Raw genomic sequence first — 26,539 nt, 5'->3', positions numbered from 1 at the left:
GCCGGACGAAGCACGAGCACCTGACGTATCGAAGGAGCGCCGAGGAGGCGTTCTGATACATGCCGCGTCCACCGTCGTCTATTGACATCGTCACCTACCCTTGGGGCATGAGTCTCCGCCGCACCATCGCGTCCCTATCCCTGCTCATCCCCGCGGTCGCGCTTGCCGGCTGCGCCCCGGGACCACAGACCACCACACCGCAGGCCCCGGCTCCTTCGACGTCGTCGAAGGAGCCCTCACCGGCGCCCGAACCGTCGGCCCCGGCCGAGGGCATGCGCGCCGACGCGGCGTGGCTCGACGCCGGCCGCGTGATCGGCGTCGTGACGTGGGGCTCGTCGTCCTGCGTGCCGTTCGCGGAGGACCCCGCGGCGTCCGGCCAGGAGGTGTCGGTGACGTTGACCGACCCGGAGGGCAGGCCCTGCACGAAGGACCTCGTCGCACGGGCGAGCGTCGTCGGCGTGCCGGCGGGCGTGAACCCCAAGGAAGACGTCACGCTGAAGGTGAGTTACCTCGGGCAGGAGTCCTCCTTCGAACTCGACGGCGACGACGACCTGACCGGTACGCCCGGCGACCCGACGGACTACGCCCCGAGCGCCGGCTGGTTCGACGACGACAAGGGCATCGTGCTGCTCACGTGGGGCTCCTCGTCCTGCCCGCCGGTGGTGGAGAAGGTCGACGATGCCGCCGATGCCATCACGGTGAGCTTCACGACCACCAAGGGCGCCTGCACCGCGGATGTGGGGCCGCGCGCGACGGTCATCTCGGTGGCCAACGGTGGCGACGACGACCGCCAGCTCGTGCTGGTGGGTGACAACCTGGATGCGAAGGTGAAGATCCTGGGCTGAGCCCCGATCCACCGAGGGGCTCATTCTCCCGAGGGGAACTCGATCCTGGCGATGAGCCCACCATCGCGTGCAGGCCGGAGCGTCACGGTGCCGCCCAGCGATATGGTCACGTCCTGAACAAGGGTGAGACCGAGGCCGAGGCTGCGACCGGCCGGTGCGGTGCGCGTGTCGGGACCCCGGTTGAAGGGCTCGACGAGGCGGGCCGCCTCGGTGTCGGTGAGGTGCGGCCCGCTGTTGGCGATCTCGAGCCAGGCGCGGTCGCCGGTCTCGCCGGTGGCGATGTGCATGCGGGCGCGGTCGTCGTTGTGTCGGATGGCGTTGTCGACGAGGTTGTCCACGGCCAGCGCGAGCAGCGACTCATCGACGCCGGACACCCGCGCAGCGCTCGTGCTCGTGGTGACGGTGAGGCCCGCGGCTTCGATCTCAGCCCCGAGACGGCGGCGGCTATCGGCGACGACCAGGGCGAGATCGGTTCGCTCGCCCGGGTGGTCCGGGGCCTCGGCTCGGTGGGCGGTCCGTGCGAGCCGAAGGAGGGCGGCGATGAGCTGCTCGCTGCGCCGGTTCGCCTCGAGCGCCCGGGTGATCGCCGGGAGCAGGTGATCCGGCACCCGTCCCTGTGCGAGGGGGATCTCCAGCGCGGCGCGGGTGGTCGTGAGCGGCGTACGCAGCTCGTGCGACGCGTTCGCGATGAACCGTTCCTGCTGAGCGAACGACATCTCCAGGCGGTCCAACATGCTGTCGATCGTGTCGCTCAGCTCCTTGATCTCGTCGGCGGGACCCGGCAAGTCGAGGCGGCGGTGGAGGTCGTCGCGGGTGATTCTCTGCGTGGTCGCGGTGATCTGGCCGATCCTGGCGAGGAACGGCGCGACAACCATGAGGCGGCGACGACGGCCACCATCGCGAACGCGAGCAGCGTGACGACCGACCACACCAACAGCCCTGACAACACCTCCTGGGAGAGCAGCGTGCTCTGCTGCACCAGTACCGCGACGGTCTGTTCGGCGGTGTCGACATCGTTGGCGGCCTGGGCCGGCAACGAGGCGCAGCCGAGGCCTGTAGGAGGAGGCGCTCCGGTCACGACGGTGACGCCGGAGTCGTCGACGCACCCGGTCAGCGTGCTGATGGCCGTGTCGAAAAGGCGCCCGACGAGCAGGTACTGGACGCCGAGGAGCGCGACACCGCCCCCGACGAACACCACGGCGATCAACGCCGTGATCCGGGCACGGAAACCCCATCGTCGTGCCCGGGCGGTCACTTCGGGGCCCCGATCCGGTAGCCGAGGCCGGGGCTGGTGTGGATGACGTCGGGCGTGCCCAGCTTGCGGCGCAGCGTGTGCACGGTGAGCTTCACGACGGCGCGTGTCCGCTCCGCGCCGTGCTCCCAGACGTCGGCGAGGAGGTCGTCGGCGGTGACGTGGCCGCCGTCGGACAGGAGGAGGGCCTCCAGGACCCCCAACTCCTTCGGCGTCAGCGCGAGCGGCCGTCCGTCGCGCTCGGCGATGCGGCGCAGGGTGTCGACACGGATCCCCTCGGCGGACAGGACGACCTGACCCGACTGGGTGGTGCGGCGGGCGAGCGCGCGGAGGCGGGCCAGGAGCTCGACGTAGGCGAAGGGTTTCGCGAGGTAGTCGTCGGCGCCGAGGTCGAGCCCGGTGACCCGGTCGTCGAGGGTCCCCGCCGCGGTCAGCATGAGGATCCGCACCGGGTGCTGCTGGTCGCGCAGCAGGCGGCAGACGGCATCGCCGTGCAGCGCGGGGAGGTCACGGTCGAGGATCATGATGTCGACGTCGACCTGCCCGGTCCGCACGAGCGCGGCGGCCCCGTCGTGGACGACGTCGACGAGGTAACCCTCGCCGCGCAGTCCGTCGGCCAGGGCGTCGGCGAGGTCGGCTTCGTCCTCGACGATCAGGATCCGCATATCGGCACCTCCGGTCTTTCCTCTCCAGTCTGGCGCACTCCACAATGCGCGCCTCGCGGTTAGGTCTCGGTTAGGCCCATCAAGACTCGGCCCAAACTGACGCGTCCGTAGAACTGGTGGTGCAGCGGTGACCGGCACCGCCACCTACTTGAGGAGTTCTCCCATGAAAGTACGTCTTCTCGTTCCCGCACTCGCCCTCGCCGCCGTCGCGCTGGCGGGGTGTGGCGGCGCGCCGACACCAGCGCCGTCGAGCCTGACGAGCGCGAAAGGGGCCGACGACGCGGCCACCTTCCTCGCCTGCCTGACGTCGTCGGGTGTCGAGGCGCGGATCAACGACAGCGGCCAGGTCCTCGTCAAGGTGCCGACGGAGGGGACCGCCGGGAAGCAGGGCCTACACGAAATCTCCAGCGAGAGCGGCGGCGAAGGTCTGCTCGGAATGGAGGGCGACGACGCAGGCAACACCTGGGTGGCAGCGGCCAAGGCCACGGCCTTCGCTGACGCCGACACCCAGGACGCGTACGCCGCGTGTGAGAAGAGGCATCCCGGCTTCGTGCAGCCGCCGTTCGACCCGAACACCGATCCGGCCCACAAGGAGATGCTGGCCGAGCAGGAGAAGCAGGCGCTGGCCTTCGCACAGTGCGCCCGCACGAACGGGTTCCCTCAGATCGCCGACCCCGACTTCTCGAAGATGAGCGGCGTCCTGCTGCCCGAGGACATGACCGAGGACGAGTTCCGCGAGCTGCTGAAGGCGTGCTGGGATCCGAAGAGCAACCTGAGCTTCGGCACGAGCGCCGACGCGCCGTTCGAGCCGTGGCGGGTCATGGACGAGCTCGCGACCGAGGCCGGCTCGTGATCGCTCGCACGGGAAGGCGTCGGTGGCTGCGCGCCGTGGTCGTTGCCGTCGTGGTAGCGGCGGTCGTCGCCGGGGGAGTGCTGGTCTGGGAGCGGAAGCCGTGGGCACCCGCATCGCCGGCCGCCGAGGGAAACGCGCCCGCGCCTGCGGTGACGGCGCCCGTGGTGCGCGGCACCCTGATCAACGAGCTGCGGCTGAACGCCACGCTCGGGTACGACGACGCGGTCGAACTGCCGACGGCGGCGGGGATGCTCACCGCGCTTCCCGCTGTCGGGAAGGTGGTGAAGGTCGGCTCGCCCGTCTACGAGGCGGACGGGCGGCCGGTGATCCTGCTGAGGGGCGCGAGGCCCTTTTGGCGGGAGCTCGCCCGCGGCGTGCGCGACGGCAAGGACGTGTTGCAGCTGGAGCGCAACCTGGCCCGCCTCGGCTTCTTCACCCGGAAGCCGGACACCCGGTTCGACTGGTGGACCAGGGACGCGGTCAGGAAATGGCAGCGGAAGCTCGGCGTTCCAGTGACGGGCGTCGTCGCCAACTCCGACGTGGTCGTGGTGAACGCGCCGGGCATCCGGGTGGCGCAGGTCACGGGGAGGCTGGGCCAGACGGGGGTCAGCCCGCTGGCATACACCGCCACCAGGCTCCGCGCCGTGGCGAAGCTCACTGCGGCCCAGGCCCGGGAGTTGCAGCCCGGGACGCGGGTGACGGTCGTGCTTTCCGACGGGAAGAAGGTGAAGGCGAAGCTGGCCGCCGTCGACCCGGGCGGACAGCCCGCCAAGGAGGAGGGCCAGACCACGCCCCCGACGGCGGTGGTCGAGTTCCCCGACCAGACGAAGGTCGCCGAGGTCGGGCCCGGCTCCGTACGGGTGCTCGTGAAGAACGGCGTGCGGACCGACGAGACCCTGATCGTCCCTGCGACGGCGCTGATCGCTACGGCACGCGATAGCTACGCCGTCGAGGTACAGACCACGGAAGGGATCGTGCGCGTACCGGTCGCGATCGGGCTGGTCGCCGACGCGAGGGTCCAGGTCCTCGCCTCCGGGAGCGATGTCGACGGCGCCCCCGCCGGGGCGCGGCGGCTCAGGGAGGACGACGAGGCGGTGTTGGCGCGATGACGGCCGCGATAGAGGTGCGCGGCGTCTCGAAGACCTATCCGGGAAGCCCGCCGGTCACCGCGCTGCATCCGACCTGGTTGCGCATCGACCCCGGCGAGCAGCTCGCCATCGTCGGAGCCTCCGGCTCCGGCAAGAGCACGCTGCTGTCCATCCTCGGCACGCTCGAAGAGCCCACTGGTGGCGACGTGCTCGTCGAGGGCCGAGAGCTCGGCGGGCTGCGTGAGTCGGAACACTCTGCTGTGCGGGCCGCGCGGATCAGCTTCGTGTTCCAGCAGTTCCACCTCCTGCCGACCGTGTCGGCGACGGAGAACGTCGCCTCCGGGCTCCTGTACGCGGGCGTGCCTCCGAGGGCGCGGCGAGATCGTGCGATCCGGGCCTTGGAGGCCGTCGGTCTCGGGCACAGACTACGGAACCGGCCAGGCGAGCTGTCCGGCGGGGAGCAACAGCGGGTCGCGATCGCGCGGGCGCTCGTCAGGAACCCCGCCGTGCTCTTCGCGGACGAGCCGACGGGGGCCTTGGACTCGGTGACCGGCGCCGCGATCGTCTCGCTCCTCGCGGAGATCGCGGAGGCGGGCACCGCCGTCGTGCTGGTGACGCACGATCCCGGCGTCGCCGAGCGGTTTCCTCGGCGCGTGCGGCTCGTGGATGGTCGCGTCGTCGAAGGGGGATCGTGATGGTTCAGGCCCCACCTCGACGGAGCTGCTTCCGGCTGCGTGATCTGCTGCGCACGGCATGGCTCGGCCTGTCCGGCAGGCCGCAGCGTGCCGCGCTGGCCGCGCTCGGTGTGGCGCTCGGCATCGCTTCCCTGACCGCGCTGACCGGCGCCGCGGCATCGAACCAGGCCCACCTGCTGGCCGAACTGGACCGGATGGGCGCAAACCTCGCCGTGGTCACACCCGCGCAAGGGCCGAGTGAGGCGCAGGTGCCGCTGCCGAAGGTCGCTCCGGAGATGGTGCGGCGGGTCGACGGCGTCGCAGACGTCGGCGTCTTCGAGACCGCCCCGGACGGCCTGTCGGTCTACCGGACCGACGTCGTGCCCGTCGTCGAGACCAACGGCATCCGGGTCGCCGTCGCCCGCCCGGACGTGTTCGCGGCGATCGAGGCACGACTCGCCACCGGGCGATGGTTCGACGACGCCACACGCGGGCTGCCGGTGGCTGTGCTGGGACGTGCCGCTGCCGAGAGGCTCGGAGGCGTGCGTCCGGGCGACCGGGTATGGATCGGCGGCGAGTGGTACGGGGTGATCGGCGTGCTGGAGTCCGCGGGACTGGCCGCGGAGATCGACGCCTCGGCCATCCTCGGGGATCGGTGGGTACAGGCTCGTTTCGAGGGAGCGGCGATCGGCGAGATCGCCGCGATGTACGTCCGCGCCGAGCCCGGAAGGATCGATCAGATCAGGGAGTCGCTCGCCTCCGCCGCCAGCCCGGGATCGCCCTACGTCGCGGTCACCGCGCTGACCGACCTCGCCGAGGCCCGCGCCACGACCGACGACTCGCTGAGCACTCTGGGTGTCGTGCTGGCAGGCATCGCCCTGCTCGTCGGCGCGATCGGCATCGCGAACACGATGGTCGTGACGGTCATCGAGCGGCGCGGAGAGATCGGGCTTCGGCGCTCTCTCGGGGCGCGCCCGGTCCACATCGCGACCCAGTTCCTGACCGAGGCCGCGGCGCTCGCTCTCCTCGGAGGGCTGGCGGGCCTCCTGCTGGGTACCGGCACAGCGACGGTCCTGGCCCTCGTCAGCGACCAGCCCGTCGTGATCCCGCTGTCGGCGACCGCCGCGGGACCAGGGATCGCGGTCGTCGTCGGTGCCCTCGCGGGGCTCTATCCGGCCGTGCGCGCGGCCCGGCTCTCGCCGACGGTGGCCCTGCGGGCGGTGTGACGCTGTGTCAGGATGGCGGCATGAAGAGAGTCCACGTCGTCGTCACCGGGAGGGTGCAGGGCGTCGGCTACCGGTACTCGCTGTGGGCCGTCGCGCGCGGCGCCGGCCTGGCCGGGTGGGTGCGCAACCGCTACGACGGCTCCGTCGAGGCCGAGCTCGAGGGCCCGGAGTCCGCCGTCGACGAGGCGCTCGGCTGGATGCTCGACGGCCCCGCCGGAGCCCGCGTCGCGAACCGCCGCGTGACTCCTCGCACGGTCGAAGGCCGCGCGGGCTTCGAGATCCGCCTGGACGCGTGAGGTCGGCCATCCTCGTCCGTGTTGCTCCCCTCAGAGGGTGTGTCGCGCGCGCCATTTGGCGAATAGCTCGGGCACGCCGCTGGGGTCTGCACCCAATGCTTCGAGCGAATCCGTGACCCGGCCCTCCAGTTCGCTGCCGCGGAGGAGCCGCACGAGCTTCGCGCGTCCTTCTGAGATCGCAGCGCCCATCGTCGGGTGGGTCTGGTTTCGGGAGAACTGCTCCTCGACTTCCCTGGGATCGCTAACGGCCATGCAACGCCACATGTCAACCATGTCCTTGCCGACGTTGGCAGCTCGCTCGGGACGGTCAGGGTCGAGTCGGTCGCAGATCTTCTGGGCCTTGGCACAGATGATGCCGGATGGCCGAGCCACGTACGCTGGTCGGGTTGTGCCGTCCTCGAAGTTCTCGAACTCGACCAGGTCGCGTTCCAGGATTGCGAGTTCGATACCGGAGACGCGCCCGATCTTCGCCTTCCCGTGCGCGGGCATCGAGCGGGTCGAGCGTCCCTTGCCGCCAGCCAATGGTTCGGGAACGAGCAGGTCGACCTCTTCGATGGGCTGACCCGCGTCGTCGATTCCTGTTCCCCAAAGGCCCGGCCTGGAGAGCCAACGGGTCTTGCCACGGTGACCATCGGATAGGTCGGCTGCGATCTCCATCAGGGGGCGGAAGCCTTGCCGTCGCATCAGGGCTTCGATGCTCGGCTCATCGGTGGCCAGTTCTGGCGTCAGGGCGAGGTCGCCGTCCTTGGTCGAGGTAGATTCGACATCGGGAAGGCGCTTCGTGCGCTCGTGTACCGCGTGGGAGCCGATGACGGTTACGGCCTCGAACTGGGCGGCGAGGCCATCGAGCGCGCGGCATAGGAACGCCCTCGTTGTGACAAGCGTCGGGTCCAGCGTCTCAACGCGGCGGCCCGGGCCTGCGACGGCCGCCCGTTCGGGCTCATCCGTCGTATGTGGCCTGAAGCGCTTCAAGTGCTGGTTCGAGCGGTTGCCATCGCGGCGGTCAATCGTTTGAGTTGTCTTCCCAGGAGTCAAGGATCACGTCTGCTTGGTTGATCATGCGGTCGACGCCGCCGTAGCAGTCGAGGACGATCTGCCAGGGCGCGGCATACCAGAGGCCGCTCGGCTGGCTCTGCCAGCGTCCGCTGTCGTTGAACCCATCGAAGGCAATTAGCGTGGTGGATGGGCCGAACTGTCCCGGAAGACGGGGAATGATCCCCAGGGCTTCGACTGCTTTGGCGAGGTCACTCACGTAGAGCACGGGCCAAGGTTCGCTCGCATACGACACCAAGCGGTTCGCGCCAGCGCCGCCTGTGATCGCGTACTCGACCCCCGAGCTTCCGAGTGCCTTTCCGATCTCGGCAGCGGTGCCGACGCGGGGGAGCCTGACGGACATGGGCCGCCGTGCCAGGTAGCCCGAACGTCCCGCGCGCATCGCAAGCAGGCGTTCGTTGGTTGCTCGACCTTGGTCGTCCACGATTCCGAGCCTCTGCCACCGCTCGATCCAGTACGGAAAATCCGCCGGAAGAGGGGCTTCGTAGGTGTCCTCGTCCTCAAGCAAGGCGCGCGCAACATAGGTAGCCTCCGGTCTACCCAACGGTCTCAGGTCGGGACCAAGATCGGCAGCATCGATCAGCCGACGGTAAGTGCTCATCGCCACGTCCGAGCCATTTTCGGCCTTGGAGATCACTGATGGCGACAGTCTCCCGATTCGAGCCAGGTCGCGCAGCGAGATACCCGCGGCGCTACGGGCGACACTCAAAGCGGTGGCGAGTTCGGTCATGGACCGATTTTAGCAGCGTGTTCGGAAAAAGAAACACCAGTAGTCATCACGCGTGTTTCGCAGTCGATGCCGTGCGCTGATGGTGGCCTACAACCCCACCATCTTCATGCCCGCGTCGTCGTAGCGGTTCCCCGCGACGCCGAGGCGCTGGACGAGGCGGTTGAGGTCGGCGATGTCGTCGGCCGAGAGACGCACGGCGGTGGCGCCCGCGTTCTCGTCGATGCGGCCGCGGCGACGCGTGCCGGGGATCGGGACGATGGAGGGCCCCTGCGCGAGCAGCCACGCCAGCGCGATCTGGCCGGGTGTCGCCTCGCGTTCCGCGGCGAGGGCGGTGACGTGGTCGAGGAGCGCTTGGTTGGCGGCGAGGCTGTCGGCCTGGAAGCGCGGGACACGGGCGCGGATCTCGCCCGCGCCGAACTCCTGGCCGGCCTTCACGGTGCCGGTGAAGAATCCCTTGCCCAGCGGGCTGAAGGGGACGAAGCCGATGCCGAGCTCGGCGAGCGTGGGGAGCACCTCGGCTTCCGGGTCCCTTGTCCAGAGCGAGTACTCGGACTGGACCGCGGTGACAGGGAAGACGGCGTGAGCGCGGCGGATCGTCGCCGCTCCCGCCTCGGAGAGTCCGAAGTGACGGACCTTCCCCTCGGCGACGAGCTCGCCGACGGTGCCGGCGACGTCCTCGATGGGGACGTCAGGGTCGACGCGGTGCTGGTAGAACAGGTCAATAGTCTCCACCTTGAGCCGCTGCAGAGAGGCGTCGGCCACGCGTCGAATCTGTTCGGGCCGGGAGTCGGTGCCGCGCATACGGCCGTCGACGATGTTCCAGCCGAACTTGGTGGCGACGACGACCTGGTCGCGGACCGGCGCGATCGCGTCGCCGACGAGTTCCTCGTTCTCGTAGGGTCCGTAGACCTCCGCGGTGTCGATGAACGTGACGCCGTGCTCGACGGCGTAGCGCAGCACGCCGATCATGTCGTCCCTGTCGCCGGGGTTCGGCCCGTAGGACATGGACATGCCCATCGCCCCGAGCCCGATGGCGGAGACCTCAAGGCCTTGTCCGAGCGTCCTTCTGTGCATGGCTATCTCCTCCGTCAGGTGTGTGATGAGGAAACACTAGGCCCGACGGCGCAGGCTTTCGGCGTACTGCCAGTACACCGAAAGCCTGCCAGCGCCTCGGCCCTCACCGGTCGGCGACGGAGAGGGGCGTCGACGCGTAGTCGGAGAGCGGGAGGAGCCGGAGGCCAGCCGGATCGTCGACGACGGCGTAGATCCGGGCCGTCTCGTCGTCGCCTGGTTCCGCGCGGCCGATCGTGCCGAGGAGGACGTCGCGCACGGCGCCCGTCTCGGCGGGCGTGAGGAGACGCGGCGCCGACGCCTGCTCGGCGGTGGCGAGGACGACGAGCAGCAGGCCGCGGAGCCGCTCCATGCCCTCGCGGAGCGGCGGCTCGTAGTAGGGCATGTCGAGCACGGTCGCGCGGCGGCGCGCGTAGAACGCGAGACGTCGCTCCGGGTCCCCATGCTGCGGGTGCGCGGAGAACACGTCGGGTCGCTCGACCTCGCCGAGGACGACGGCGACGCCGTCCCTGCCGATCCAGCGGGCGAGCCCGGCGTCGAGGAGCAGGCCGCCGACGCCGCCGCCCCGCGTGCCGCCGCCGACGGCGAGCCAGTTCACAAGCACCCCGGAACCGTGCTGCGCGCCGACGATCACGCCCTGAATGCCGTCGTCGTCGGCGCGGGCCACGAGGACATCCAGGTCCTGGGCGGCGCCGGCCGCGACGAACTCGTCGCGCGTCACGAGTTCCGTGGGCGGAAAGCTCGGCTCAAGAACGTCGTCGTACACGCGCCCCAACTCGGTCGCGTCGGTCACAGCCTCGATCATGGCTCCCACAGTAGCCCGCCTGATGCGACCAACTCGGGCAGGCGAGCCAGCGTGGCTTTCGGTGCGCGCAGAGGGACTCGAACCCCCGACCCCCTCCTTGTAAGGGAGGTGCTCTAACCAACTGAGCTATGCGCGCGAGCGGACACAGGCTAGTTCATCGACGCGGTCGCGGGCCACTCGTCCGCGCCACTACTCGCCAAGGACGGCGAGGGCGTAGGCGTCCTCGACGTCGCCGGCGCGGGTGCGGTGGTTGCCGTCCGCCGCGCGGTAGGTGACGACCCAGCCGTCGGGCTGCTGCTCCAAAGCCACGAAATGCTCGCCCAGGAGGCTCCGCAGTTGGTCCTCGCGGGGGAGCCACAGCACGTCGTCCTTGGGGAGCGAGTCCAGCGCCCACTCCGTCGTCCCGTTGAACTTGACGGTCTCGACGCCGTGGTGGGTGTGCACCTCGACCGTCATCTCCGCGATGTGGAAGACCTCGTCGTCCATCTCCTTGTTGGGAATGAAGAACCGGTCACCGGGGGAGGGACGCCAAGCGACAGCGTCGCGCAACCGCTCGGCCAGGGCGTGAGAGAGCATCAGCCCAGCCGGGACCGGACGAGCGCCGCGATCTGCTTGCCCTCCGCGCGGCCCTCGGCGTTAACGCCCACGGCCTTCACGACAGCGCCCATGTGCTTCATCGTCGGCGGCTCGCCCAGCGCGGCGATGGCCTCGTCGACGAGCGCCACCAGTTCGTCCTCGGTGAGGGGAGTGGGGAGGTACTGGGAGATGAAGTCCGCCTCTGCGGTCTCCTTCTCGGCGAGGTCGGTCCGTCCGGCCTCCGCGTAGACGGCGGCGGCGTCGCGGCGCTGCCGCATCTCCTTGGTGACGACGGCGATCTCCTCGGCGTCGCTCAATTCACGGGCGGTGGCGCCGGCGACCTCGGCAACGGTGATGGCGCCCATCATCATCCGGATGTTCGTCTTGGCGGGCTCGTCCTTGGCGCGCAGCGCAGCCGCCAGGTCTCGCTTCAGCCGATCCTTCGTCGCAGCCATCTCAGGTCCTCTCACCCGTCACGCGATCGTGCGTGAACTCACACAGGGTACCGCCCGAGGTAGACTGCCCGACTGTGGCTAACGAAGACCTGACCGCTCGTATCTCGGACCTCGGCCGATCCCTCGATTCGATCGAGGCCGTCGCCGACCTCGCAAAACTCCGTGCCGAGATCGCCGAGCTGGAGGACCAGGTCGCCGCGCCGAATCTGTGGGACGACCAGGACAACGCCCAGCGCGTCACGTCCCAGCTGTCGTTCAAGCAGGGTGAGGTCGACAGGCTCGTCGGGCTGCGGTCCCGACTTGAGGACGCCGAGGTCATGCTCGAGCTCGCCGAGGAGGAGGGCGACGCCGACGCGCGCGCCGAGGTTAGCCGCGAACTGGAGAAGCTGGGTTCCGACGTCTCGGCGCTCGAGGTCCGCACGCTGCTCTCGGGCGAGTACGACCCGCGCGACGCGCTGATGACCATCCGCGCCGAGGCGGGTGGCGTCGACGCCGCCGACTTCGCCGAGATGCTCATGCGCATGTACATGCGCTGGGCCGACCGTCACGGCTATCCGGTCGAGGTCTACGACACGTCCTACGCGGAAGAGGCGGGCCTCAAGTCCGCAACGTTCGCCATCAAGGCGCCGTTCGCCTACGGCACGCTGTCGGTCGAGCAGGGCACGCACCGCCTGGTGCGCATCTCGCCGTTCGACAACCAGGGCCGCCGCCAGACGTCGTTCGCCGGCGTTGAGGTGCTGCCCGTCACGGAGGAGACCGATCACATCGACATCCCCGAGGGTGAGCTGCGCATCGACGTCTTCCGTTCGTCCGGACCCGGCGGCCAGTCGGTCAACACCACCGACTCCGCCGTCCGCATCACGCACCTGCCGACGGGGATCGTCGTCAGCTGCCAGAACGAGAAGTCGCAGCTGCAGAACAAGGCCGCGGCCCTCCGCGTGCTCCAGGCCCGCCTCCTTGAGAAGGCCCGCCAGGATCGCGAGAAGGAGATGAACGCGCTCAAGGGCGACGGCGGCAACTCGTGGGGCGCGCAGATGCGGTCCTACGTGATGAACCCGTACCAGATGGTCAAGGACCTGCGCACCGAGCACGAGGTCGGCAACCCGGAGGCCGTGTTCCAGGGCGACATTGACGGCTTCATCGACGCCGGCATCCGCTGGCGCAAGAAGAGCGAATCCGCCGCGTAAGCCTCACGGCCAGCCGCCTCGGCGACCGGCGCCCTGTAGGCGTGTCGGGTTGGGGGTCGCAGGGTCGTCGCATAGACTCGTCCGGTCTGAGAGTTTCTCAGATTCTTCCCCCACCCGTCGGAGCATCAGTGATCACGTTCGAGGACGTCACCAAGTTCTATCCAGGACAGGAGCGCGCCGCGTTGCGCAACATCAACCTGGAGATTGAGAAGGGCGAATTCGTCTTCCTCGTCGGCCAGTCAGGCTCCGGCAAGTCGACGTTCCTCCGCCTGATCCTGCGCGAGTACCGGCCCACGAAGGGCACGCTGTACGTGGCGGGGAAGAACCTCACGACTATGAACCAGTGGAAGGTGCCGCAGCTGCGCCGCCAGATCGGCACCGTGTTCCAGGACTTCCGGCTGCTGCCGGGCAAGACGGTCTACGAGAACGTGGCGTTCGCGCTGCAGGTGATCGGGACGCCCGCGAAGCAGATCAAGCGCATCGTGCCGGACACGTTGGAGCTCGTCGGGCTCTCCGGCAAGGAGGAGCGCCCCTGTGAGGAGCTCTCCGGCGGCGAGCAGCAGCGCGTGGCCATCGCGCGCGCGTTCGTCAACCGTCCCAAGATCCTCATCGCCGACGAACCCACCGGCAACCTCGATCCCGAGACCTCCGTCGGCATCATGAAGCTTCTCGACCGGATCAACCGGGCCGACACCACGGTCATCATGGCCACGCACGACTCGTCCATCGTCGATCAGATGCGCCGCCGGGTGCTTGAGCTGCGCTCCGGCGAGCTCGTGCGCGACCAGGCCAAGGGCGTCTACGGCACGGCGTAGGACAGGAGAACTCACGAACATGCGGCATTCACTGCGCGAAACCTGGTCCGGCCTTCGCCGGAACTTGGCCATGACCATCGCGGTCGTCGTCACCATGGGCGTCTCGCTCACCCTGCTCGGCGCCGGGTTCCTGACGGCGATGGAGGTCGGCCTCGCCAAGCGCGACCTCTACAGCAAGATCCAGATCTCGGTGTACCTCTGCACGGCCAACACCACCGGCGGCCTCTGCGAAGAGGGCAAGGACGCCACCGACGCCCAACGTGACACCATCCGCACCACCCTGGAGAACAACCCAGAGGTGAGCGAGGTCATCTACGTCTCGAAGCAGGACCAGTTCGAGGAGTTCCAGCGCGTGTTCGCGGACTCTCCTGCCCTGGCGTCGCGTACCGCCGATGACATGCAGGACTCGTTCAGCGTGAAGCTGGTGAACCCGGAGAACTTCGCCGGCGTCGTCAGCGAGGCCAAGGGGCTTCAGGGCGTCCAGAAGGTGCAGGACCTGCACACCATCCTTGAGCCGATGTTCAAGTGGTTGGGCGCTTTGCAGTGGGCGACGCTCACGATGAGCGCCCTCCTCCTACTGGCCGGCGCGCTCCAGATCGCGAACACGATCCGGATGGCGGCTTTCGCCCGACGACGTGAGATCGGCATCATGCGGCTCGTCGGCGCGTCGAACATCTACATCCTGCTGCCGTTCCTGCTGGAGTCGCTTGTCGCCGGCCTGATCGGCATCGGAATTGCCGCCATAGCCTTGACAGCGGGCTACTGGTTCGTCATCGTTGAGAACGCCAAACCCTCGATCTCTTCTTTACCCTGGATTGGGTGGGGAGACCTGGCAACTGCCATTCTGGCCGTCACGGCGGTCGGAATAGCCCTTGCGGTGATCCCCACGCTGCTGGCAACACGGAAGTACTTGAAGATCTAGGCGCCCAGGAGGACTCGAGAGTGAATCGGGAACCATCGCGCACGTCCCAGCGTCGGGGCGTGGCCTTGAAGTACGCACGGGGCATCGTCGCCGCAGCGCTCACCGTCGGACTTCTGGGAACCTGGCAACCGGCTCACGCCGACAAGCTGGACGACAAGAAGGACCAGCTGCAGCAGCAGATCGAGAAGCAGGAGTCCGTCGTTGACGCCGCGGTCGCCGAGCACGACGACGCCGTCGCGGCCGCGGAACGGGCAGAGGCCGACCTGGAGGCCGCCGAGCAGCGACTGGCCGCCGCCGAGCGGGAGCGCGAGGCCGCCGAAAAGCGAGACAAGAAGGCTGCGGCCGAGCTGGAGGCAGCGGAAGCCAAGCTGGCCCAGGCACAGGCGGATGTCGCCGCCGCGCAGGCCGCGCTCGACTCAACGAACCGCAGGCTCAACGAAGAGATCCTGGTCACGACCCAGAACACCGACGGCCTGATGAACCTGGCGCTGCTGTTCCACGACGTCGATACCAGCAACCTCAACGCCCGCGCCCAGCTCGCCGAGACCCTCTTCACGTCGTCGGCCAAGCAGTTGGACGAGCTGGAGGAGCGTCGGCTGGCGCTGGAGGCCGCGGAGGCGGTCGCGGCGGAGGCCGAGGCGGAGGCCACGAGGCTCCGTGAGGCGGCCGCGAAGCAGCTTAAGGAGCGCGAGGCGGCCGAGCGCTGGGCCGACGCGGCGCGCGACGACGTCGCCGACCTGCTCGCCGAGCGGCAGGAGATGGAACAGCGCGCGGCCAGCGTCGTGTCGGAGGCCGAGAAGGTTCAGGCCGACCTCGAGGCCGACGCCGCAGACGTCGAGCGCCGCATCAAGGACCGCATCGCTAGAGAGAACAAGCGCCAGGCGAAGCTGGAGGCCGACCGCAAGGCGGCCCAAGAGAAGGCCGACCGCGCCGCCCGACAGTCCAAGAGCAAGAAGTCGAACAAGAAGTCGTCGAGTTCCTCGAAGAGTTCGCGGGGCTCGTCGTCCAAGAGCTCATCGTCGAGCAGCTCGTCCGGCCGCTTCATCTACCCCGCGGGTGGCAGGATCACGTCGCAGTACGGCATGCGTCTGCATCCCGTCCTTGGGTACTGGAAGCTCCACGACGGCACCGACTTCGGTGCCGCGTGCGGCGCCCCGATCAAGGCGGCGGCGTCCGGTGTCGTGAGCGACCGCTACTACAACGCGGGCTACGGCAACCGGCTCATGATCGATCACGGCAAGGTCAACGGCCACTACGTGACGACCGGCTACAACCACGCGTCCAAGTACGTCGTGAGCGTTGGCCAGCGGGTCTCGCAGGGCCAGACCATCGGCTACGTGGGCAGCACCGGGTACTCGACGGGATGCCACCTGCACCTCATGGTGTGGGACAACGGCAGCCTGGTGAACCCGATGGCGAAGTGGTTCCGCTGATCCTCGGGTGACATACTGGACCGATGCCCAGGGAACAAGGACGAAAGCTCGTCGCGCAGAACAGGCGCGCGCGGCATGACTATGCCATCGAGGACGTCTACGAGGCCGGGCTGGTCCTGACAGGCACCGAAGTCAAGACCCTCCGCAACGGAAGGGCGACCTTGGGCGACGCCTACGCATCGATCGATGACAGCGGTGAGGCCTGGTTGATCAACGCCCACATCCCGGAGTATGAGTTCGGTACCTGGCGCAACCACTCGGCGCGCAGGTCGCGCAAGCTCCTCCTGAATCGTAGGGAGATCGCCAAGATCTCCCGGGCGTTGGAGGGCGCGGGCCGCACGCTGATTCCGCTGTCGCTGTACTTCAAGGACGGGTATGCGAAGGTCGAGATCGCCGTCGCCACCGGCAAGAAGGACTGGGACAAGCGCCGCGACATCGCCGATCGGGATGCGAAGCGAGAGGCTGAGCGCGCGCTCGCCACCCGGAACCGGTACAACCGTCGCTGAGTCCCAATCAAGGGTCTGATCAGGGGCTTTCCCGGTTGGCGCGCCGTCGGGGCGCGGACACACTTGTGGGTATGAGCCAGCCGTATCAGCCGCAACACACCCCGTACCTGATCTCCGACGACCAGCGCGAGCGCGCGGTCAATCACCTGCAGGCGCAGTACGCGAGCGGGACGATCGGGGAGGCCGAGTTGGACCGTCGCCTCGACCTTGCCCTCAACGCGCACGACCGGGTGCAGCTCAATCGGTCGCTGCAGGGCCTGGCGCGCATAGCTCCGGTGATGTTGCGGCCGACGGCGCCCGGGCAGCCCAGTCCCGCCGAAAATGTCGGCGGTGGCCTCGTTCAGCTGAGCGGGCTGCTCACGTCGTTCATCGCCCCGGCGATCGTGAAGGCGTCGACGCGCCCCGGCTCTGCGCTGTGGTGGGAGGCGTCGCGGGCGCTCAGCCTGCAGTTGACAGCGCTCGTGGCCGCGGTCGGCGCGCTGATCCTTTCGCAGCTGCTCGGGATCGGCGGCATCATGTTCATCGGCTGGCTGGCGTGGCTCACCGCGACGATCTGGGCTGGCGTGCGTGCTTTCAACGGCCAGCCCGGCACCCAGCCGTTCGAGGGGCTGCTGCTGTTCCGTCCGAAGCGCAGCGATGTTCGGCAGCTGGCCCGGACGCGCTAGACTGGGTGACTGACAACTCAACAGGGGGTGACTGGTTTCGACTTGGGGCGGTAGTCCCAGGGGAAGCGGGTCGAGGATCCACGTTTATCTCGTTAACGCTGCGTGGAAACCAATAAGTGCCAACAACAACCGCACTGACTTCGCTCTGGCTGCCTGATCAGCTAACGAAGGGTCAGCTCGGACGAGCCTTCCGTCCGACTCCTGGCCTCATCTAGAAGGCTTGCTGAGTAGCCCGCGTTTCAGGGGCTCCTCGGGACTTTACTGGAACTGGGTCCGTTTGCGACATGCCGACGTGAGTGCAAGGACCGAGTAAAACGCGCAGTCGGCTGCACCCGGAGAAGCCCTGGTTCATCCTTCAAGGACGCGGGTTCAATTCCCGCCACCTCCACGCCCTAGGGGTCGTCAGTTCGCTGACGGCCCCTTTTCCCTTGTCAGAGCCATATTGAGCGGTGAGCGCTAGTCGCACAACAGGGCCCAGATGGGCACTTCTATGCAGAAAAACGGTACCTGGGTACCGCAGGTTTCCAGGTACCGTTGGGTATCAGCAGGAGCCGAGGGGTGCGCATGGTGGCAGAGCAACTACCGAGAGGCGTATCGATCGTCCACCGCAGGCGCGGCGATCGAGACGTGATGCTGTACCAGGTCCGAGTCACCTGGGACGGCTCCCGCGAGCTGGTCGGACGCTTCGACACTCTGCGTGACGCACGAGCGGCGCTCGTCATCGCTCAGGCCGACGTACTGCGGGGCGTCTTCGTTCCCCCGTCGGCCGTCCGCGCTGAGCGCCGGCAGCGGGAAGCCCTCGAGCGCGGCGCCAAGCTGGACCGGTACAACGTCCGCGCCCTCGCCGCAGACTACTTGGAGCATGTCCGCCGCATGGGCCGCAAGCAGTCAACGCTCTACGACTACGGTCGCCGCATCGAGACTCACATCCTGCCCGCGTTCGCGATGCGCCCCATCGATGCCGTGACGCCGGAGGAGGTTCAGCAGTGGTTCGACCGCCTGGCCGCCGATCATGGAAACGGTGCCGCACGTGGTGCGTACATGGTGCTGGGCGGAATGTTCAACTTCGCCACAGGCCAACTGAAGGGGCTTCCCGCGGGCTTCAAGTCCAAGCTTGACCGGTCCCCCTGCCAAGTCGTCGGGGGCACGCAACACCGGCCCACCAGACGGCGAGAAGCCGGCGACCAGGTGGTGACGCGTGAGCAGATCAGCGCCATCGCTCGCGAGATGCCCCCCGGAGAGAAGCTCGCCGTTCTCCTGTCCGGATGGACGGCCTTGAGAATCGGCGAGGTCCTCGGCCTGCAGCGTCGCGACGTGCGGGGGGAGTGGCTGAGCATCGCGCGCGCCTTGCAGAGCCGCGGGAACGGTCTGGTCCTCGACACTCCCAAGACCAAGGCCGGGATACGACAGCTGCCTCTTGCCCCCGATCTTGAACTGACCGAAGCATTGGAGCAGCAACTCCGGCTGCGTGTGGCAACAGACCCTGAGGCTCCTCTCTTCCCCAGAGCCCCCCTGAGCCTCCAGTACCTGCACCCCAATGTCCTGCGGCGGCACTTCGGCCTGGCCATCGACAGGGCAAATGAGAAGCTGGCCGCCGCCGAACTGCCGCTGATAGCGGACGGATTCGTCTGGCATGGTCTCCGGCACTCGGCGCTCACCATGATCGCCGAGGCAGGGGCCACGACCGAGGAGCTGCTGACCTTCGGCGGGCACAGCGACGTACAGGTCGCCCAGCGCTACCAGCACGCGACCAAGACCAGATTGCATTCCCTGGTCTCGAAGCTATCGGCCGGCCGCCAGGTCGGCGGCTAACGACGGCTTTGCGCCGTGGCCAGCACTCACAGGGGTTACTACATGCAGACCAAGACGAAGGAGTTTGACATGTCGGCACCAGCCCAAGTACCTGAGCCCCAGTGGCTGTCCCTGCAACAGGCCGCCCAGGTCTACGGGGTCAGCGTCGACACGCTTCGTCGAAGCATTGCCGCGGGGGTCCTGCCGGCGGCTCGGTTCGGTGCACGGATCATCAGGGTGCGGGTCAAGGATCTCGAGCGCCAGTTCCGCCCCATCCCAACGGCGGGGGACTGGATGAGGCGAGGCCACCGCTGAACTGCCTGTCGAGCGCAAGCTGGGTAGCGCCGGCTGTCGTGCCATCTCGGAGAGCATACGGGTGTCGATTTCGATACAGGACTTGAACCTTGTTCGAAATAACTCTGACAAGTGTCAATAGCGAATCTACCCGTGATTCTGGCTCTTCGTGCGGCGAACGTGCGACGAAGGATCTGGGGTGGGTTCCCCGGGGGCGGGGTCGGTGGGGCTGAGGTCACGAGGGTTGGACCCATCGTCGGGTGGTGGGGTCCCAGGTGGCGTCCGGGGGGAGTCGAGTGAGGACTGGGTCGATGAACTTGGCGTCGGCCGCGATGATGGCGGTGAACTCATGGGGGAGTGCAAAGCCGATGGGTCCGAGTCCTTTGCGGTAGGCGGTGTAGGTCTCGGCTCGGAGTGCCCCGAGTCCTGCGGTGGCGTGGGCGAGTGGGCTGAGTGTCACGCCGCGGAACTGCGAGGTCGCCTCGACTGCGGCGCGTAGAGGCCCGCATTCCAGGGTCTGTGTGCCGGTGAGGAGGTGGATGTCGACGAAGTCGCGGACGCGGGTGTTGGCTTGGCCCAGTTCGATGGCGGTGACCAGCTTCTCAGCCAGGACTGTTTCGATGGGGTAGCCCAGGATTGAGGTGGGATCAGTGCCGGGGCGCAGGGATGGGAGCTCGACTTGACGCGGTGCGGGGGTGATGGGGTCGCCGAAGTTGATGTCGAGGCGGAGCTTGACCTGCGCGGTCGCTAGCTGCGCGACCATCGTGACGCGGACTCCTGAGTAGAGCGCGTCGTCGCGGATCGCGGCGGTGGTGATCGTCGCGGTGAGGAACTCGACGCCGTCGTTCGGGTCGGGGAGTGAGGCGATCTCGGCAACGCGTGCGGCGACGGTGTCGGCATCGGAGGCCATGTTCCTGGCCAGGGCGTCGGCGTCGACGGTGGGGCGACGGGCGCCGAAGGTTGCGAGCAGCATCCCGCCCTTGAGGACGAAGTCGTCTGCGTAGGGCGATGTGGACAGGCGCGCTAGCCACCGCTCTACGACGTACATGGTCAGCAGTTCCTGGGTACCGCGACGGTCCCGGCGTGCTCGGTTCTGCAGGTCGAGGTAGGCGCGGCCTGCTGGGCTGTCGCGCGTCGGGTTGTTCATCGGGCGTTGGCCACGTCGAGGGCTGTGCGCATGGGGCCGAACACGCCGAGTGCTTCGGCATAGTCCAGCAGTCGGGCCGGGCGGGCGCCGGGGGAGGCCAGATAGCGGTGGAGGGCTGCGTGGGCGACTGGTTCGCCGAGGCGTCGTCTGAATCGCATGAGGTCGACCACGGTGCGCGCCGGGTCGTAGATCCGCACGGGCTCGTCGGGGGCTGCGTCGAAGGAGGTGAGTCCGAGTTCGAAGATCGATTCGGCGAATCGGAAGACGGTCACCGGCGGGTAGTCGATGACGGGGGTGTGGGATCTGGCTGGCACGGCGATCTGCACGGCCGGGGGCATCTCGTCGGTGAGGTCGTGAACTGCTGCGGCCGACACGCAGCACACGATTGCCCGGGGCGTCCGGTACGCCACCGCCAGAGCGTCCGGGTGCGACGCTGGTGGGGCGTCAGCTCGACGGAAGACGCCACGCGAGAGTTCCACCACATGCCCGGCGTTCCGCCAGGCGTACAGGTCGCGTGGATGGACTCCCTGGAGTCTGGCGGTCTCGGTGGTGAATGTCGGAGGGAGGTCGTCACCGAGTTCCTTCATGGATCGAAGTCTTGCATGCCGATAGATAGAATGTGTGGATTCGATCCTCGCGTGTCGAGTGGCCTCTCGCCTGGGTCGTGACGCACCTGTTCAAGGCTTGTCAGCCCAACGAGGTCTTTAGCCTAGTCGGAATCGCATTCGTCAGCCGCTGATCGGGCCTCGTGCCAGATGCGATGTGGGAGTCACCCTGAACGGGCGGTGAGTGGTCATAGCTAGCCAGGCGCCGCCGCCCTCGTGCCGCGCAGGGCCGACATGAACTCGGACTGCGACTCGGGCGTCGAGCTGCCCGAGCCCCGTAGAAGTTGGCGGTGTCGCCTTCCCAAGCTGCAGCCTCAACTCCTCCTGGCCTGACCTTGTACTTCGTCCCAACTGAGTGCCCGCCTGCGTCTATCGAGACGGGTGGGCGTGTATGGGCCCGGTGGATGAGTGACAGCTGGGCGGGGCTTGGCCTGTCGTGTTACGCCACAGGGCGGCTACGGAATCAGGGTGTGAGAGTCGCCACTGCGGGCCCGCCTGCTCACTGGGTGAGCAACGTGTCGACGATGGAGCGGTCCTTCAGCGCCTTGACGTGGGGCGCGATCGGCAGCCCGCTGCCACGCCGGTCCCGGCTCGCTTCCGGCGGCTTGGCGCGCGTCGGCAGTTGCGTCGGCTCCGAGCTGCGCTGTCGAGCGATCGACGGCCGATGTGTGTGACGTTGCGGACATGCCCATGGTCGTGAACTCACGCTCATGCCCATGTCCGATTGTTCGGTGCGTCGCTCGACTCGCTGATCCGGGGACCGCCGTCACGCCCGAGAAATTCGATTGATTGGCGTGATGGGCCGCTCCTAAAGGAGGACATCTTTTCGTTGCCTTTCTGGAACTCGCTAACGGGAATCCAGAGCGTCTCGGTACATGGCGTAGAGGCACTCCTCGAGGTCGTCGATTGAATTGAAGGGCGTAGTAGTCAGATGCTCCAGGGCTGGTGTGTATACATGATATTCTCGATCCTTGCCCTCGATCCAGCCATCAATCCCATAGCTCCCAGGATTGGAGATCCGCGTCCATTCCCCCTCTATAGAAAGAACTAGGGAGCGGTCATGCATCCAGCCGATTACCGTATGCGAGGAGTTATACGCGTCAAACTCCCGACTTCTTCGCCTGATGTAGGTCAACATCCCTTCAACTTCCCCATCGTACAGTCCCCACCTGCGACGCCCGCCTTTCGGTAACTTGGGCTCAACGCGCACTAGTCCAGGATTTCCTGCCTCTCGCATCTCGCGGAGAAATCGTTCTACAGCCCCATGCGCAGAATCCTCGAACTCAGCACGCTTGATCTCAGCCTCCGCTTCACGAACACGTGCAGATTCGCGCTCAGCCGCCAACCGCTCCTCACTTTCCTTACGCTTTGCCTCGCGAGCAGCGGCTTCGCCCCGATACCGATCCGAGTAGTCCATAAGTCCCCCTTAAGACACCCATATTGGGTTTCACCGTTTGACCGACTCATGGCGATCTCCAGCAAGAATATACTCTAAGCCCCATCGTGATAGTTGACCCGTGCCCTCGGTGAGACTGGTGGCCACGGCTGTGGGCGCGAGCACCATCCACCGGCTTGCTCGACCAGCCAGATGCTCGTCACGTCAGGAGGGGCTGGGGTGAGTATGTCAACTGGCGAGGAGCTCCCTGCCTTCGGCCAGCCAGCCGCCGTCTCCGTGGCCTTCAAGAGGGATCTTGTCTTCGACGCAGCGCCCATTCCGTGTGGACGACGCCCGAAAACTGGTCGGTTTCGACTGGGCGAAGACTGGACGGTTCTGTGAGTCGAGAGTAGGGAAGTCTCGGACTCGATCACGTGGCGCCAGTCTGCCGGATCGCTCTTGACCCGTCGGAGCCTCATTCGACGACGTTGATGAAGTTGACGACCATTCGGATCAGCGGCCGCCGATGGCCTCCACGACGGGCTGCTGGCGAGGGCGGCCGATGCGAAGGTGCTGCGCTGTACCCGGGTGTGCGGTTCGACACCAGTGTGGTGCCGTCGAACGTGGCCTACCCGACCGACTCGGGCCTGGTCCGAGCCGGTCCGCAGGATCGCTGTGACCGGGAGAAACGTCCAGGCCGCGGGCGGCACAGCCCGCACCAGCACCGTGATCGGTCCCGGGCGGCTGGACGGCGGGCCCATGATCAGAACAGAGGCTCCGCAGCCGCAGCTCCGAGGGCCGTGACGAGATGCTGGTGCTGGCCCGCCGGAAGAACCCCGAACTGGCCGATCTGTCCGCCAGTGAGGCCCAGCGGCTGCTGAGCAACGCGAACCGAGCGCTGCACCAGGCCAGGAAGGCCGCCGATCTGGCCGCGGTCGGGCGGAAGGATGCGTTGCGGGCCGGCGGCGAGGTCGACTCGCCCGAGCAGACAACGACCTGACAGGACTTCTTGAGACTCGTGTCCTCGCCGGCCAGACCTGTCAACGGGTCGGTGGGGTGAGCCCGGCAGGGGCCACGCGCCGGTCCAGTCTCCGCGATCCCGACGCGCGGCCGATCGCTTGGGGCCGTCTCGGGAAACAGGTCGAGTTCAGCCACAAGGCGCAGGTCTGTGACAACGTCGACGGCGTCATCCTTGATCACGCTGTCCAGCCCGGGACCCCGCCGAAGCCCCACGCCCTGCATCGAGCGCGTCATCCAACGCACGGGCGCCACGTTTCTGAAATAATTAACCAGTAGCGGGTTTTAATTGTCCTCATCCGGGCTGGTCTGTTTGGGTTGATTGTGCCGCATGGCGCGGCGGGTGGCAATGCGGGTCGCGCGGGCGTCGGCTGGGCCGTCGCGGCGGGCCTTGCGGATCGCGTCGCCGCGGCCGTAGTGCTCGTCGGCGGGGGTGACGTAGCCGATGCCCTCGTGGAGTCTGACGTTGTTGTAGTGCTCTCTTCTGGCGTCTAGTTCGGTGCGCATGACGGCGGGGTCGTCGATGGTGTCCAGGTGTGGGTGTTCGGTCTTGAGGTGGCCGAAGAACGACTCGATCCACGCCTGGTCGTTCGGAGTGCCTGGGCGTCCGAAGTGCTGGGCGATGCGGGCGATGGCCATGAACTGCGCGGTGCGGTCGGATCGCATCTGGGGCCCGTTGTCGGAGACAGCAAGCAGCATCGGCACTCGTTCGTCGTTATCTGGGATCTCGCCTAAGGCCAGTTGGTCGACGAACGCCAGATCCTCGAGCAGCCAGCCCTTTCCGTCTGCCTCCAGAGCGTCGATGAACGCGTTCTCGACCTGCACCGATGTCTCCTCCGGGGAGAACACGGTCGCCAGCCAGTAGCGGGACACGACGTCCACGACGGCGAGCGCGCACCAGCCGGGCAGCGCCGAGAAGTGCGTGAAGTCGTAGATGTAGATCACCCCGGGGACCAGCTCGGCCCACTCCGGCCACGGCGTTTTCGGCCGCGGTGGGCGTGGCGGCAGGCCGGGCAGGTGCATCCCGGCCGCGGTCAGCACCCGTAGCACCGTGGACTCGGCCACGAACACCCGCTGAAGATAGGAACCGCGGTGGGCCAGCTTGCGGTGCGAGAGGTCCACCTGCTCCCAGTCCCGGACGATCTGGACGATCTCGTCGCGTTCCCAGTCCAACAGTGCATGCGACGCCTCCCCGGGCAGGGGGCCGGGCTGCGCGTCGGCCAGGTCGCCGCCGTCCGCTGCCCGGGACCGCCAGGTGAGCACCCGGGCGTGGTCCACGCCGAGCTGCCGGCAGGCCCACCGTGTGGAGAAGCCCTCCGCCACAGCATGATCGACCAGTCCAGCAGGGCCTTCTTGACCGGCGCATCCACACGGCTGGGAACGGCGCCGGCGATCATTCCCAACCGTCTTTTCCCTTCTCCAAATGCAGGGCGACGGCCTGCTCACAGATGGTGGCCTTGAGCCGCTCGATCTCCGCCCGGGCATCGTCCAACTCGGCCTGCTCGGCCGTCTTACCGCGCCGACCGGGCACCGCCGCCGCCAACGCGTCCAACGCGCCCTGCTTCGCGGTCGCGCAGATCGAACGGATCGTGGTCCGGTCGATGCCATACTTGTCGGCCAGCTCCCGCTGGGTCGCCGACGAGGTCAAGACCGAGGTGAAGACCTCGTACTTCTGCGACGGCGCGAGCCTCTTACGCTTGCGCCGCGACGCCCTGCCCGACTGGCCCGACTGGCCCGCCACCGATGGCTGCTGTGTAGTCATGATCTGATCTCCTTGTCCGGTTGATCCAACCAGCAAGGACGCGGACATTTAAAACCGGATCCTGGTTAGCGATCTCAGACGCGCAAAGGTCATGGCTGAACATGGTGGAGATCTTCTTCGGCATCATCACTCGTCAAGCCATCCGCCGAGGCACCTTCACCAGCGTCAAGGAACTCATCACCGCGATCGAGACCTTCATCGACGGCTGGAACCAACGCTGCGAACCATTCGTGTGGACCAAGTCCGCAGACGACATCCTCACCAAAGCCCACCGTAAACAGACTTCAAACACGCGACACTAGTGACTTCAATACCTCCGACCATCGGCCACGCGGAACGCTGTTTGGACTAGTAGGTCCGAACAAGGGTGCCTCGGGTGCATGCACCCGTCGGCCTGATTAGGGCTATGCGCGGCGTGTAAACCGCACGTCCAGGTGCGAATCTGACACGATGGGGTCATGGCAACCCCAGGCACACCCGGTGAAGAACCCAAGAGCATCTTCGTTATCTCTCCAATCGGGAAAGTGGACGATGATGGTTTCGATTTCACGAAGTTGTTCCTTGACGAGATCGTCAAACCCGCGGCAAAGGAAGCAGGAGGGTTCAAGGCGCCGGTGCGTGCTGACGAAGTACGGGCTCCTGGGTCGATCACGGCGAAGGTAGTCCGCGACATCGTCCATGCCGACGTATGCATCGCTGACTTGACCGGAAGGAATCCCAACGTCATGTACGAAGTTGCGATCGCACATGCTGCCGACAAACCAGTTATCCTGTTGCAGCAGGAAGCGGGTGGGCCCCCCTTCGACTTCACTGACGAGCGGGTGATTCGGTACTCGACCCGAGCGGACGAAGCCAACCCAGCTCGGGAGGCGCTCACAGACCACCTGATGAACGCCAGGCACGAGGACTCTGACGAACAGTTGAGGAACACTATGCATCCTGTACGCATGGTGTTCCGAGACCTCCAGACCCGCGCAAGTGCAACCGACCCGGAGCAGGCAATCCTAGAGCGGCTAGACGCCGTTACGCGTGGAGTGCAAGTGCTTGAGTCCGTTGTGATGGAGTCTATGGCCCTCTCGGATCGGCGTAGTAGAGAAGAATTGCGTGAGCGAGACCACCGGTACCGGATTGCCAGCCACGGGAAGCTGATCTCGTCACAAGCCGGGTTGATTGAACGTATTGATCAACTAGCGAAGCAACTGCTGGACAGAGGATCTTACGAGTATCTTTCCGGGCATCTCCGGAGCGATGCCAGAGACATGGATGCTCTCGAGCGCCTGTATATGCTCCTAAGGACTGCGGAAACCGAAGTAGACAGGGCGCCTAGTGAGCAGTCGTCGGCCCTTCGCGAGGCTGTAGCTCTGGCGACCTCGCTACCGCCGTTCTAGGCGACCGAAGGTTGGGAATGCCGCTATTGGACTCCTTTGGCGG

Annotated in this window: 29 protein-coding genes, 1 tRNA gene, 1 other RNA gene and 2 pseudogenes; 18 read left to right on the top strand and 15 right to left on the bottom strand. The window is 67.2% G+C overall.

The window, feature by feature from the left end:
- Nucleotides 1-107: 107 nt before the first annotated feature.
- Nucleotides 108-845: a hypothetical protein gene (locus IPJ61_RS05045; RefSeq protein ID WP_297103788.1), complete on the top strand. Its 738-nt coding sequence runs from the start codon at nt 108-110 to the stop codon at nt 843-845.
- Nucleotides 846-865: 20 nt separating this feature from the next.
- Here the strand turns inward: IPJ61_RS05045 and IPJ61_RS05040 are convergent, their stop codons facing one another.
- From IPJ61_RS05040 to IPJ61_RS05030, 3 genes are read right to left on the bottom strand one after another with little or no spacing between them, the layout of a single operon-like run.
- Nucleotides 866-1,663, bottom strand: coding sequence for a sensor histidine kinase (locus tag IPJ61_RS05040; RefSeq protein WP_366505410.1), 798 nt, complete (start codon nt 1,661-1,663; stop codon nt 866-868).
- Nucleotides 1,597-2,100 carry a hypothetical protein gene (locus tag IPJ61_RS05035; RefSeq protein ID WP_297103785.1) on the bottom strand — a complete coding sequence of 168 codons (504 nt, stop codon included), beginning with the start codon at nt 2,098-2,100 and terminating at the stop codon, nt 1,597-1,599. Before IPJ61_RS05035 ends, IPJ61_RS05040 begins: the two co-directional genes overlap by 67 nt.
- Nucleotides 2,097-2,762, bottom strand: a complete 666-nt coding sequence (locus IPJ61_RS05030) for a response regulator transcription factor (protein ID WP_297103784.1) — start codon at nt 2,760-2,762, stop codon at nt 2,097-2,099. Before IPJ61_RS05030 ends, IPJ61_RS05035 begins: the two co-directional genes overlap by 4 nt.
- 163 nt (nt 2,763-2,925) lie before the next feature.
- On the opposite strand from IPJ61_RS05030, the gene IPJ61_RS05025 reads away from it, so the two are divergent.
- Genes IPJ61_RS05025 through IPJ61_RS05005 form a run of 5 tightly spaced genes read left to right on the top strand, consistent with a single transcriptional unit; the run spans nt 2,926 to nt 6,899 of the window.
- Nucleotides 2,926-3,615: a hypothetical protein gene (locus IPJ61_RS05025; protein WP_297103783.1), complete on the top strand. Its 690-nt coding sequence runs from the start codon at nt 2,926-2,928 to the stop codon at nt 3,613-3,615.
- A complete protein-coding gene (locus IPJ61_RS05020; protein ID WP_297103781.1) occupies nt 3,612-4,724 on the top strand; it encodes a peptidoglycan-binding domain-containing protein in 1,113 nt (370 codons plus the stop codon). Before IPJ61_RS05025 ends, IPJ61_RS05020 begins: the two co-directional genes overlap by 4 nt.
- A complete protein-coding gene (locus IPJ61_RS05015) occupies nt 4,721-5,398 on the top strand; it encodes an ABC transporter ATP-binding protein (protein WP_297103779.1) in 678 nt (225 codons plus the stop codon). Before IPJ61_RS05020 ends, IPJ61_RS05015 begins: the two co-directional genes overlap by 4 nt.
- Entirely contained in the window at nt 5,398-6,603 is a 1,206-nt protein-coding gene (locus IPJ61_RS05010) for an ABC transporter permease (RefSeq protein WP_297103777.1), read from the top strand. The genes IPJ61_RS05015 and IPJ61_RS05010 overlap by 1 nt, the downstream gene beginning before the upstream one ends.
- 20 nt (nt 6,604-6,623) lie before the next feature.
- Complete coding sequence (locus tag IPJ61_RS05005; RefSeq protein WP_297103775.1) at nt 6,624-6,899, top strand: acylphosphatase; 276 nt, start codon at nt 6,624-6,626, stop codon at nt 6,897-6,899.
- Between the two features lie 30 nt (nt 6,900-6,929).
- On the opposite strand, the gene IPJ61_RS05000 is transcribed toward IPJ61_RS05005, so the two are convergent.
- The 7 genes from IPJ61_RS05000 to IPJ61_RS04970 form a co-directional block, all read right to left on the bottom strand.
- A complete protein-coding gene (locus IPJ61_RS05000) occupies nt 6,930-7,871 on the bottom strand; it encodes a hypothetical protein (protein WP_297103772.1) in 942 nt (313 codons plus the stop codon).
- 31 nt (nt 7,872-7,902) lie between these two features.
- Nucleotides 7,903-8,682 carry a helix-turn-helix domain-containing protein gene (locus tag IPJ61_RS04995; RefSeq protein ID WP_297103771.1) on the bottom strand — a complete coding sequence of 260 codons (780 nt, stop codon included), beginning with the start codon at nt 8,680-8,682 and terminating at the stop codon, nt 7,903-7,905.
- Nucleotides 8,683-8,769: 87 nt separating this feature from the next.
- Complete coding sequence (locus IPJ61_RS04990) at nt 8,770-9,756, bottom strand: aldo/keto reductase (RefSeq protein ID WP_297103769.1); 987 nt, start codon at nt 9,754-9,756, stop codon at nt 8,770-8,772.
- Between the two features lie 103 nt (nt 9,757-9,859).
- Entirely contained in the window at nt 9,860-10,558 is a 699-nt protein-coding gene (locus tag IPJ61_RS04985; RefSeq protein WP_297103767.1) for a hypothetical protein, read from the bottom strand.
- A gap of 62 nt (nt 10,559-10,620) precedes the next feature.
- A tRNA-Val gene (locus IPJ61_RS04980) sits at nt 10,621-10,694 on the bottom strand.
- A 53-nt stretch (nt 10,695-10,747) separates the two neighbouring features.
- On the bottom strand, nt 10,748-11,134 hold the full coding sequence (locus IPJ61_RS04975; RefSeq protein WP_297103765.1) for a pilus assembly protein CpaE: 387 nt from the start codon (nt 11,132-11,134) through the stop codon (nt 10,748-10,750).
- A complete protein-coding gene (locus tag IPJ61_RS04970; protein WP_297103763.1) occupies nt 11,134-11,589 on the bottom strand; it encodes a GatB/YqeY domain-containing protein in 456 nt (151 codons plus the stop codon). Before IPJ61_RS04970 ends, IPJ61_RS04975 begins: the two co-directional genes overlap by 1 nt.
- A 74-nt stretch (nt 11,590-11,663) precedes the next feature.
- Here IPJ61_RS04970 and prfB point away from each other — a divergent pair, with 74 nt between their 5' ends.
- From prfB to IPJ61_RS04925, 9 genes are all read left to right on the top strand, one after another.
- Nucleotides 11,664-12,776 (top strand): peptide chain release factor 2, encoded by a 1,113-nt coding sequence (prfB, locus tag IPJ61_RS04965; protein ID WP_297103761.1) that lies wholly within the window; start codon nt 11,664-11,666, stop codon nt 12,774-12,776.
- A gap of 128 nt (nt 12,777-12,904) precedes the next feature.
- Nucleotides 12,905-13,591 carry a cell division ATP-binding protein FtsE gene (ftsE, locus tag IPJ61_RS04960; RefSeq protein WP_297103759.1) on the top strand — a complete coding sequence of 229 codons (687 nt, stop codon included), beginning with the start codon at nt 12,905-12,907 and terminating at the stop codon, nt 13,589-13,591.
- Between the two features lie 19 nt (nt 13,592-13,610).
- A complete protein-coding gene (ftsX, locus tag IPJ61_RS04955) occupies nt 13,611-14,513 on the top strand; it encodes a permease-like cell division protein FtsX (protein WP_297103757.1) in 903 nt (300 codons plus the stop codon).
- Between the two features lie 59 nt (nt 14,514-14,572).
- Nucleotides 14,573-15,946 (top strand): M23 family metallopeptidase, encoded by a 1,374-nt coding sequence (locus IPJ61_RS04950; protein WP_297103755.1) that lies wholly within the window; start codon nt 14,573-14,575, stop codon nt 15,944-15,946.
- Nucleotides 15,947-15,969: 23 nt separating this feature from the next.
- Complete coding sequence (gene smpB / locus IPJ61_RS04945) at nt 15,970-16,452, top strand: SsrA-binding protein SmpB (protein ID WP_297103754.1); 483 nt, start codon at nt 15,970-15,972, stop codon at nt 16,450-16,452.
- Between the two features lie 71 nt (nt 16,453-16,523).
- Nucleotides 16,524-17,117 carry a DUF1707 and DUF4870 domain-containing protein gene (locus IPJ61_RS04940; RefSeq protein WP_297103752.1) on the top strand — a complete coding sequence of 198 codons (594 nt, stop codon included), beginning with the start codon at nt 16,524-16,526 and terminating at the stop codon, nt 17,115-17,117.
- A gap of 23 nt (nt 17,118-17,140) precedes the next feature.
- Nucleotides 17,141-17,508: a transfer-messenger RNA gene (ssrA, locus tag IPJ61_RS04935) on the top strand.
- A 173-nt stretch (nt 17,509-17,681) separates the two neighbouring features.
- On the top strand, nt 17,682-18,929 hold the full coding sequence (locus IPJ61_RS04930) for a tyrosine-type recombinase/integrase (protein WP_297103750.1): 1,248 nt from the start codon (nt 17,682-17,684) through the stop codon (nt 18,927-18,929).
- Nucleotides 18,930-18,998: 69 nt separating this feature from the next.
- Nucleotides 18,999-19,223: a helix-turn-helix domain-containing protein gene (locus IPJ61_RS04925; RefSeq protein WP_297103748.1), complete on the top strand. Its 225-nt coding sequence runs from the start codon at nt 18,999-19,001 to the stop codon at nt 19,221-19,223.
- A 214-nt stretch (nt 19,224-19,437) separates the two neighbouring features.
- On the opposite strand, the gene IPJ61_RS04920 is transcribed toward IPJ61_RS04925, so the two are convergent.
- From IPJ61_RS04920 to IPJ61_RS04910, 3 genes are all read right to left on the bottom strand, one after another.
- Nucleotides 19,438-20,349, bottom strand: a complete 912-nt coding sequence (locus IPJ61_RS04920) for a nucleotidyl transferase AbiEii/AbiGii toxin family protein (protein WP_297103746.1) — start codon at nt 20,347-20,349, stop codon at nt 19,438-19,440.
- On the bottom strand, nt 20,346-20,936 hold the full coding sequence (locus tag IPJ61_RS04915) for a type IV toxin-antitoxin system AbiEi family antitoxin domain-containing protein (protein ID WP_297103745.1): 591 nt from the start codon (nt 20,934-20,936) through the stop codon (nt 20,346-20,348). Before IPJ61_RS04915 ends, IPJ61_RS04920 begins: the two co-directional genes overlap by 4 nt.
- Before the next feature lie 865 nt (nt 20,937-21,801).
- Nucleotides 21,802-22,371, bottom strand: a complete 570-nt coding sequence (locus IPJ61_RS04910) for a hypothetical protein (protein WP_297103743.1) — start codon at nt 22,369-22,371, stop codon at nt 21,802-21,804.
- A gap of 369 nt (nt 22,372-22,740) precedes the next feature.
- Here IPJ61_RS04910 and IPJ61_RS04905 point away from each other — a divergent pair.
- Nucleotides 22,741-23,550 (top strand): annotated as a pseudogene (locus IPJ61_RS04905) (ISNCY family transposase); the annotation flags it as partial.
- 81 nt (nt 23,551-23,631) lie between these two features.
- On the opposite strand, the gene IPJ61_RS04900 reads toward IPJ61_RS04905, so the two are convergent.
- Together IPJ61_RS04900 and IPJ61_RS04895 are read right to left on the bottom strand one after the other, a co-directional pair.
- Nucleotides 23,632-24,669 carry an integrase core domain-containing protein gene (locus IPJ61_RS04900; protein WP_297103741.1) on the bottom strand — a complete coding sequence of 346 codons (1,038 nt, stop codon included), beginning with the start codon at nt 24,667-24,669 and terminating at the stop codon, nt 23,632-23,634.
- A 70-nt stretch (nt 24,670-24,739) separates the two neighbouring features.
- Nucleotides 24,740-25,108 carry a hypothetical protein gene (locus IPJ61_RS04895; protein ID WP_297103262.1) on the bottom strand — a complete coding sequence of 123 codons (369 nt, stop codon included), beginning with the start codon at nt 25,106-25,108 and terminating at the stop codon, nt 24,740-24,742.
- 89 nt (nt 25,109-25,197) lie between these two features.
- On the opposite strand from IPJ61_RS04895, the pseudogene IPJ61_RS04890 reads away from it, so the two are divergent.
- Together IPJ61_RS04890 and IPJ61_RS04885 are read left to right on the top strand one after the other, a co-directional pair.
- Nucleotides 25,198-25,410, top strand: a pseudogene (locus tag IPJ61_RS04890) (IS630 family transposase); the annotation flags it as partial.
- Nucleotides 25,411-25,566: 156 nt separating this feature from the next.
- Nucleotides 25,567-26,496 carry a hypothetical protein gene (locus IPJ61_RS04885; protein WP_297103739.1) on the top strand — a complete coding sequence of 310 codons (930 nt, stop codon included), beginning with the start codon at nt 25,567-25,569 and terminating at the stop codon, nt 26,494-26,496.
- Nucleotides 26,497-26,539: the final 43 nt, after the last annotated feature.

Source organism: Tessaracoccus sp., from assembly GCF_016714275.1.
Taxonomy (GTDB): Bacteria; Actinomycetota; Actinomycetes; order Propionibacteriales; family Propionibacteriaceae; genus Arachnia.
The sequence above is the reverse complement of the archived record's forward strand: the minus strand, read 5'-3'. Positions and strand labels throughout refer to the sequence as shown.

Coding starts and splice junctions, on each gene's coding strand:
- IPJ61_RS05045 (WP_297103788.1), top strand. CDS start 108: ATGAGTCTCCGCCGCACCATCGCGTCCCTATCCCTGCTCATCCCCGCG.
- IPJ61_RS05030 (WP_297103784.1), bottom strand. CDS start 2,762: ATGCGGATCCTGATCGTCGAGGACGAAGCCGACCTCGCCGACGCCCTG.
- IPJ61_RS05025 (WP_297103783.1), top strand. CDS start 2,926: ATGAAAGTACGTCTTCTCGTTCCCGCACTCGCCCTCGCCGCCGTCGCG.
- IPJ61_RS05015 (WP_297103779.1), top strand. CDS start 4,721: ATGACGGCCGCGATAGAGGTGCGCGGCGTCTCGAAGACCTATCCGGGA.
- IPJ61_RS05010 (WP_297103777.1), top strand. CDS start 5,398: ATGGTTCAGGCCCCACCTCGACGGAGCTGCTTCCGGCTGCGTGATCTG.
- IPJ61_RS05005 (WP_297103775.1), top strand. CDS start 6,624: ATGAAGAGAGTCCACGTCGTCGTCACCGGGAGGGTGCAGGGCGTCGGC.
- IPJ61_RS04995 (WP_297103771.1), bottom strand. CDS start 8,682: ATGACCGAACTCGCCACCGCTTTGAGTGTCGCCCGTAGCGCCGCGGGT.
- IPJ61_RS04990 (WP_297103769.1), bottom strand. CDS start 9,756: ATGCACAGAAGGACGCTCGGACAAGGCCTTGAGGTCTCCGCCATCGGG.
- IPJ61_RS04985 (WP_297103767.1), bottom strand. CDS start 10,558: ATGATCGAGGCTGTGACCGACGCGACCGAGTTGGGGCGCGTGTACGAC.
- IPJ61_RS04975 (WP_297103765.1), bottom strand. CDS start 11,134: ATGCTCTCTCACGCCCTGGCCGAGCGGTTGCGCGACGCTGTCGCTTGG.
- IPJ61_RS04970 (WP_297103763.1), bottom strand. CDS start 11,589: ATGGCTGCGACGAAGGATCGGCTGAAGCGAGACCTGGCGGCTGCGCTG.
- ftsX (WP_297103757.1), top strand. CDS start 13,611: ATGCGGCATTCACTGCGCGAAACCTGGTCCGGCCTTCGCCGGAACTTG.
- smpB (WP_297103754.1), top strand. CDS start 15,970: ATGCCCAGGGAACAAGGACGAAAGCTCGTCGCGCAGAACAGGCGCGCG.
- IPJ61_RS04940 (WP_297103752.1), top strand. CDS start 16,524: ATGAGCCAGCCGTATCAGCCGCAACACACCCCGTACCTGATCTCCGAC.
- IPJ61_RS04930 (WP_297103750.1), top strand. CDS start 17,682: ATGGTGGCAGAGCAACTACCGAGAGGCGTATCGATCGTCCACCGCAGG.
- IPJ61_RS04925 (WP_297103748.1), top strand. CDS start 18,999: ATGTCGGCACCAGCCCAAGTACCTGAGCCCCAGTGGCTGTCCCTGCAA.
- IPJ61_RS04920 (WP_297103746.1), bottom strand. CDS start 20,349: ATGAACAACCCGACGCGCGACAGCCCAGCAGGCCGCGCCTACCTCGAC.
- IPJ61_RS04915 (WP_297103745.1), bottom strand. CDS start 20,936: ATGAAGGAACTCGGTGACGACCTCCCTCCGACATTCACCACCGAGACC.
- IPJ61_RS04910 (WP_297103743.1), bottom strand. CDS start 22,371: ATGGACTACTCGGATCGGTATCGGGGCGAAGCCGCTGCTCGCGAGGCA.
- IPJ61_RS04895 (WP_297103262.1), bottom strand. CDS start 25,108: ATGACTACACAGCAGCCATCGGTGGCGGGCCAGTCGGGCCAGTCGGGC.
- IPJ61_RS04885 (WP_297103739.1), top strand. CDS start 25,567: ATGGCAACCCCAGGCACACCCGGTGAAGAACCCAAGAGCATCTTCGTT.